We start from the raw sequence: 5,689 nt of genomic DNA, 5'->3' as shown, positions 1-5,689 counted from the left end.
ACTCGTCGGGGTCCGCTCCGGCGGCGAAGGCCCCGGCCAGCAGTCCCCCGTGGGCGGGAAGCGCCTCGGGGAGTTCGGCCGCGAGGGCGGGGCGCCCCGAGAGCTCGGCCAGGACCGCGGCGAAGCGGCGTCCGACCGGGGCCGCGGTCTCGCCCTCGGTCCAGACGAGAGGGAGGCTGTCCGCGAGTTCGGCGGCCAGGGTCTTGGCCGGATTGCTGTACGTGGCAATGGCGGGCCCACAGCGTTCCGCCGTGCGGTCCAGGCGGTCGGCGACGCTCTGCAGCGTCTCCGGGGGCGCGGTGACCAGGCCGACGCGGTCGAGCAGCGCGAGCAGCGGGGTGAACAGTGCCCAGAGGGTGCCCGGGCCCGCGGCCGATGTCTCGGCGTCGTACTCGCCGTGCGGGGCGGAGGCCATCGGTACGACGAGGCCGTGCAGGCCGTCGACCGCCTCGCGCAGCGGTGACTGCCGGGGCGCGACGGCCACGACGGTGCAGCCGCGGCGGTACGCCTGCTCGGCGACGAGGGCCAGGCCGGGTTCGGAGCCGTCCGCCGTGGCGATGAGCAGCAGGTCGAGGGAGCCGGCCCAGCCGGGCAGCGTCCAGCGCAGCGCGCCCGCGGCGGGGGCGACGCCGGTGGGGCGGATGCGCGTGACCGGTGCGGAGGCGCCGGCGAGGGCGCCGATCAGGTCGGCTACGCCGGATGCGGCGGTGCCGGAGCCTGCGACCAGGACGGCGCGCGGACGGCCCTGCGGGTTCAGCTCGGCGATTCCGGCCTCCGTCGCGTGCCGGGCGGCGGTGCGGACCCTGGCCCCGGCCTCGGCGGCGCCGCGCAGCAGACCGCGGCGGTCGGCTCGGGCCAGGGCTTCCGGGGCGTCGAGCAACGACTCGTCGAGCATGGGGACGGTCCTCCGATCACGCGCTGATCACCGAGCGGGGTGTGGGGCCCGGTTACGCGGGGCGGCGGGCCTCGTCGACGAGGAGGACGGGAATGCCGTCCCGTACCGGGTAGGCCAGGCCGCAGTCCTTGCCCGTGCAGACCAGTTCGGGGCTGTCGGCCGCCGACCGGTCGTCGAGGGGGGAGTGACAGGCCGGGCAGGCCAGGATCTCCAGGAGGCCGGCTTCGAGCGGCATGGGGTGGGTCCCTTCGGGCGGGCGCGGGCGCGTCTTGTTTTTGATCTTGATCGTGCTTGTGTACTTGTTCAGGGGTCGGGCGACGTCAGCCTACCGCCGGGGTGGTGGGGGCGCGGCCTGGCCGGGTGCGCGGAAGTGCGGTGTGGCGCGATGCGACGGGCGAAGGGGCGGGGCGCCCGCGGCGGGCCTTGTCCCCTCCCGTGACCGGGGCTCCGGCCCGGACCCCGCTCCTCAGACGCCGGACGGGCTGGGAGCACCAGGGGTCCCGGGCGTCCGGATCAGGGCCAGGGCCTCGTCGCGTACCGCCTTCATCGTCTCTTCCTCGCGGGCCTCGACGTTCAGGCGCAGCAGCGGTTCCGTGTTGGAGGCCCGGAGGTTGAACCACCAGTCCGGGGCCGTGACCGTCAGGCCGTCCAGGTCGTCGGTGGTCACGCCCTCGCGGTCGGCGAACGCCGCTCGTACCTCCGCCGTACGCGCGGGCTGGTCGTCGACCGTGGAGTTGATCTCGCCGGAGCCGGTGTAGCGGTCGTACTGGGCGACCAGGGCGGAGAGGGGTCCGTCCTGGCCGCCCAGGGCGGCCAGGACGTGGAGGGCGGCGAGCATGCCCGTATCCGCGTTCCAGAAGTCCCGGAAGTAGTAGTGCGCCGAGTGCTCACCGCCGAAGATCGCCCCGTGTGCGGCCATCTCCGCCTTGATGAAGGAGTGGCCCACCCTCGTCCGGACCGGGGTGCCGCCGTTCTCGCGCACGACCTCCGGGACCGAATGGGACGTGATCAGGTTGTGGATGACCGTGCCCCGGCCGCCGTTGCGCGCCAGTTCCCGGGCCGCGACCAGGGCGGTGATCGCCGACGGGGAGACTCCCTCGCCCCGCTCGTCCACGACGAAGCAGCGGTCCGCGTCGCCGTCGAAGGCCAGGCCAAGATCGGCGCCCTCGGCCAGCACCCGGGCCTGGAGGTCGACGATGTTCCTGGGGTCCAGGGGGTTGGCCTCGTGGTTCGGGAACGTGCCGTCCAGCTCGAAGTACATCGGGACGAGGTCGACGGGCAGGCCCGCGAAGACCGTGGGGACCGTGTGGCCGCCCATGCCGTTACCCGCGTCCACGACCACCTTCAGCGGCCGGATCGCGGACAGGTCCACCAGCGACAGCAGGTACGCGGCGTAGTCGGTGAGCGTGTCCCGTGCGGTGATCGTGCCGGAGGCGGCGGCCGGCTGCGGGGTGCCGGTCACGGACCACCGCTCGACCAGAGTGCGGATCTCGGCGAGCCCGGTGTCCTGGCCCACCGGTGCGGCGCCCGCACGGCACATCTTGATGCCGTTGTACTGCGCCGGGTTGTGCGAGGCGGTGAACATCGCGCCCGGCAGGTCCAGCGACCCCGACGCGTAGTACAGCTGGTCCGTCGAGCACAGACCGATCATCGTGACGTCCGCACCCCGGGCCGCCGCGCCCCGGGCGAAGGCTCCCGACAGGGCGGGGGACGTGGGGCGCATGTCGTGACCGATCACGATCGCGTCCGCGGCCGTCACCTCGACGAACGCCGCTCCGAACTGCTCGGCCAGGGCTTCGTCCCACTGGTCGGGCACGACTCCGCGAACGTCGTACGCCTTCACGAGCTGCGACAGGTCTGCAGTCACGGGACGGTCCTCCTGAGGGTTTCTTCGGACCGCCAAACTACCCGGCGGCCCGGGTCACCCCGTGCTCCGGGGACGCGGAGCGTCACGGGCCCGCGCCCGGGAGACGGACGCCGGCTCAGGAGTCGGGCGAGCGCAGCACGCGGAGGTGGCCCCTGCGGGCGACCTCCACCGGATCCGCGGTACGAGGACCGCCGCCGCCCCTGGGCCTGTCGCCGCGGTCCTGCGGACGCGCCGCTTCCCGGACGGCGTTGGCGAGCGCTTCGAGGTCGTCACCGCTGGGGCGGACGGGCACGGAGGGGTCGGAGAGCCGGACGACCTCCCAGCCGCGTGGCGCGGTCAGCCGCTCACTGTGCTCGGCACAGAGGTCGTAGCAGTGGGGCTCGGCGTAGGTGGCGAGCGGGCCGAGGACCGCAGTCGAGTCGGCATAGACGTACGTCAGTGTCGCGACGGCAGGGCGGCCGCACGCGGTGCGCGAACAGCGACGTACAGGGCTCACGATGTTGGACGCTACCGCACTCTTGAGCGGGCTGCGACGACTCTCCCTCAGCTCACCCCACCGTGTCGCCCTGTGACCTCGGGTACGGCCGCCTCCGGGGCAATTGCCCTGACCTGCGCGGCAGCAGAAGGGCGCCGGTCGTCACGGCAACGATTCCGGTCACCACTCGCCCCGGAAACGGTCAGGAGACAGAAGGGTAACGGTCATGAGCGGGGCCTGAAACGGGCTCCCTCGTGGCCGGATTGTTCAAGAGCGGACAGGCCTGTTCCTCCCCGGGCGGCCGCCGTCCGCTCGCCCCGCGGAGCGTTACGCTGCGTCGGTGATGGACAGTCCCGTACCGCCCCACCCGTCCGAGCCGCGACCGCGGCGCCGAGACCGACACGGCCGAGGCATGCGTGGGCCCGTCGCCCCGCCCCAGGTGCCGCTCTCGGCCAGCCGGGCGGACAGCTTCCGTGATCTCGTGCAGGACTCCGTGGAGCGGCTGGAGCGGCGCTGGCCCCAGCTGGCCGAGGTCGACTTCGTGGTCCTCGATGTGCCGAGCACCGGGGAGGAGACCGTTCCGCTGGGGAACGCGCTGTCCGCCGAGAAGGAACGGCCGGCCCAGATCGTCATCTACCGGCGTCCCGTCGAGATCCGCACCAAGAACCGCGACGAGCGTGCGCTGCTGGTGCACGAGGTCGTGGTGGAGCAGGTCGCGGAACTGCTCGGGCTCGCCCCGGAGTCGGTCGACCCGCGGTACGGGCAGGAGTAACGCGGCGGGGGCGGGGGCCGCGTTCACCGGCCCCCGCCCCCGCCACTCGCCCGCGTTCAGTCGTCCAGGACCGACAGGTCCTGTTCGGCCGCCGGTACCTCGACCGTTCCGCCGTCGTCCGGCAGCGTCTGCACCGTGAACATCGGGATGCCGTCCTGCGGAAGAGTGAGCGTGCGGGCGGCGTGGACCGGGCCGCCCGACTGCGTCTGGACCGTCAGCGCGTACGTGCCCTTGAGGCCGGCCGGGACCGGCGGGGTGACCGCGACCGTCGTGCCCGCGGCGACCTTGTACGTCTTGCTGACCGGAGTGCCGCCCTTGCTGCCCGCGGACGCCGTGACCTTCACGGTGCCGGCGGCGCCCGGTGCGGTGAGCGAGAGGACCGAGCCCTTGGCCCGGTTGTCGGCCGCGGTCGCCTGCGCGCCCACCGGGCCGGTCGCCGGGATGTACCCGACCTCCTGCTTGTCGCCCTTGCCCCGGACCACCCGCAGCGCGGCCACCACCGGGGTGGCCCTGTCCTTCTGGGCGGGGGTCAGCAGCAGGGAACCCGCCTCGCCCCGGGTGAGGTTCTTCAGGTCCACCCCGGCCGTCATCCGCGACTTGACGTGGAGGTCCTCGTTCCCCACCGGGGCGAACGCGCCCGTCTTGCCGAGGAGCCGCACCTTCAGGTCCGCGTCGTCCTCGCCGGGGGCGAAGGCCACCAGCCGGACCGAGGTCGCGTCCGCCGGGATGCCGGGCAGCACCAGGGTGCCCGCCGGGGCGGCGGAGGCGGTGAGCCAGTCGCTGCCGGTCTCGCTGTCCGCGGTCCTGACGGCCGCGCCCACCCGTCCGGTACGAGTGGTGACGTGGACGGTCACGTCGTCGGCCGCCTTGCTGGTCAGGGTCGAGATCAGGACCCGGACGCCGGATCCGGCGGGGACCGTGATGCCCTCGCCGACATCGGACTTGAGCGTGCCGTCCGGACCGTACAGCTCGATGTCGGCGACCGCGGCGGTGTCGTCCGGGTTGGTGAGGTTGACGTAGTCCTCGCGGGACTTCGCGGTGCTCGCGGCCGGGAACCAGAAGTCGGTGTCGGGTGCCGTGCAGCTGACCCCGAGCAGGCCCCGGGAGTCGCCCGCCTCGACGGTGGTGGTCTGCTGGGCGGTCCAGCCGGGCGCCAGCCGGCCGGTGGCGGTGCCGACGAGGGCGGGGGCGTCCGAACCGGACACGTCGGCGGTGGCCGGCTTGCCGGGCTCCTTGAGGGCGACGACGGGCTTGTCCGAGTCGGCCGTCTTGTCCTTGCTCTTGCCCTTGTCCTTGGCCTTTTCCTTGTCGTCCTTCTTGTCGTCCTTCTTGGCGGCCGTGGGTGACTTCAGTTCGGCCGCGCCCGCCTCGCCGCCGCTTTTCGCGGCCGGGGTGAAGGACGTGTACGTGGTCTCCGCGAGATCCGAGAGGCCGGGCGCCGGACAGAGCAGGCTGGACCGCTCCACGGGCAGCCGGGAAGCTGCCCCGGCCTCCGTCGCACCCCCGTCACCGGGCACGGTGAACGCGGCGAATCCGGTGACGGCGGCGAGGGCGACGGCCCCCGCGATGAGGGACAGGCTGGTGGACTTCACTCGGACTCGCCTCGCGATGCGTTACCGGTCGGCCACGGGTTCTGGCCCGGGGCGGGGTTCTCGTCGGGATTCTCGCCGGGGCCGGGGG

6 protein-coding genes are annotated in these 5,689 nt (G+C 73.5%); 1 reads left to right on the top strand and 5 read right to left on the bottom strand.

Going from position 1 to position 5,689, the window contains the following annotated elements; translation table 11 throughout:
* The 4 genes from J1C73_RS13855 to J1C73_RS13840 all read right to left on the bottom strand — a co-directional run.
* On the bottom strand, positions 1-895 hold an 895-nt coding region (locus tag J1C73_RS13855; RefSeq protein WP_207316632.1), incomplete at its 3' end, for an SIS domain-containing protein.
* Positions 896-947: 52 nt separating this feature from the next.
* Positions 948-1,130 (bottom strand): Trm112 family protein, encoded by a 183-nt coding sequence (locus tag J1C73_RS13850; protein WP_018552946.1) that lies wholly within the window; start codon positions 1,128-1,130, stop codon positions 948-950.
* A gap of 231 nt (positions 1,131-1,361) precedes the next feature.
* Positions 1,362-2,762, bottom strand: coding sequence for a phosphomannomutase/phosphoglucomutase (locus tag J1C73_RS13845; protein ID WP_207316631.1), 1,401 nt, complete (start codon positions 2,760-2,762; stop codon positions 1,362-1,364).
* Between the two features lie 115 nt (positions 2,763-2,877).
* Positions 2,878-3,258 (bottom strand): DUF3499 domain-containing protein, encoded by a 381-nt coding sequence (locus tag J1C73_RS13840; protein WP_207316630.1) that lies wholly within the window; start codon positions 3,256-3,258, stop codon positions 2,878-2,880.
* 322 nt (positions 3,259-3,580) lie between these two features.
* On the opposite strand from J1C73_RS13840, the gene J1C73_RS13835 reads away from it, so the two are divergent.
* A complete protein-coding gene (locus J1C73_RS13835; RefSeq protein WP_123459687.1) occupies positions 3,581-4,009 on the top strand; it encodes a metallopeptidase family protein in 429 nt (142 codons plus the stop codon).
* Positions 4,010-4,065: 56 nt separating this feature from the next.
* Here J1C73_RS13835 and J1C73_RS13830 read toward each other — a convergent pair whose 3' ends face one another.
* Positions 4,066-5,601 (bottom strand): DUF5719 family protein, encoded by a 1,536-nt coding sequence (locus tag J1C73_RS13830; protein ID WP_207316629.1) that lies wholly within the window; start codon positions 5,599-5,601, stop codon positions 4,066-4,068.
* Positions 5,602-5,689 lie beyond the last annotated feature (88 nt).

Origin of the sequence: Streptomyces laculatispora, from assembly GCF_017353455.1 — a bacterium.
GTDB classification, from domain to species: Bacteria; Actinomycetota; Actinomycetes; order Streptomycetales; family Streptomycetaceae; genus Streptomyces; species Streptomyces laculatispora.
The sequence above is the reverse complement of the archived record's forward strand: the minus strand, read 5'-3'. Positions and strand labels throughout refer to the sequence as shown.